Source organism: Methylobacterium crusticola, assembly GCF_003574465.1.
Taxonomy (GTDB): domain Bacteria; phylum Pseudomonadota; class Alphaproteobacteria; order Rhizobiales; family Beijerinckiaceae; genus Methylobacterium; species Methylobacterium crusticola.
On sequence record NZ_QOWC01000496.1, the window covers coordinates 1 to 818 of the forward strand.

The window sequence follows — 818 nt, forward strand, 5'->3', positions numbered from 1 at the left end:
CCGCGGCCTCGTCGCCGCCGCGCTCGCCGCGCCGCTGGCGCTCGGCGCCGTCGGGCTCTCGCTCGCCCGCCAGGGCCCGGCGCCGCTCACGCCCGTCGCGCCGGTCGCCATCCAGGCCCTCGTGCCCTCCGGCGCCATCGCGGCGAGGGGCGAGGTGGCGGAGGTCTACGGCGGCACGTTCATCCTCCAGGACGCCACCGGCCGCGCCCTCGTCGAGACGGGCCGGGCCGGGGAGGGCGGCGGGCTCGTCGCCCGGGGCGAGACCGTCACGGTGCAGGGCCGCTTCGACAAGGGGGCCCTGCGCGCCGCCGCCCTCACGCACGGCGACGGCCGCCGCGTCGTCCTGGCGCGGGGCGGCCCGCCTCCGGGCACCCTCGACTGGGCCCGGGAGAGCGTCGGCCTCGGGGCCAGGCCCGACGTGCCGGCCCTGACCGCCGCCGTCGCCGCGGCCGGCTACACCGACATCCGGGTCGCGGGCCGCGGCCCGCGCCACCTCGACGTCGCGGCCAAGGGGGCGGACGGCCGCGAGCGCCTGCTGCACGTGGGCCTCGACGGGACGGTGCGGGAGAAGCAGGCCTTCTGAGGCGAGCGCCCGGCCGGCCGGGCGCTTGATGCCGCCCCTCCCCGAGCCCCCGGGGAGGGGCGGCGCGGCGCCGCGGGGCTTGCTCCCGGGGCCGTTTCCGTTCCAGAATGACGTTCAGCCCGCGAAATAAGAACACCGAGCGGCCGGGAGGACGATCATGGACGGGAAGCCCAGGGCCGCGCGGCGCCCGCGCCGGCGCGCCGGTGCGGGCGCGCCGAACCCGGCCCGCCCGGGC

1 protein-coding gene is annotated in these 818 nt (G+C 80.8%); it reads left to right on the forward strand.

Annotated features, from left to right (window positions below; genetic code table 11):
- Positions 1–583: DNA-binding protein (locus tag DT057_RS35090; RefSeq protein ID WP_128566580.1), on the forward strand; the 583-nt coding region annotated here is incomplete at its 5' end.
- Between the last annotated feature and the right edge of the window lie 235 nt (positions 584–818).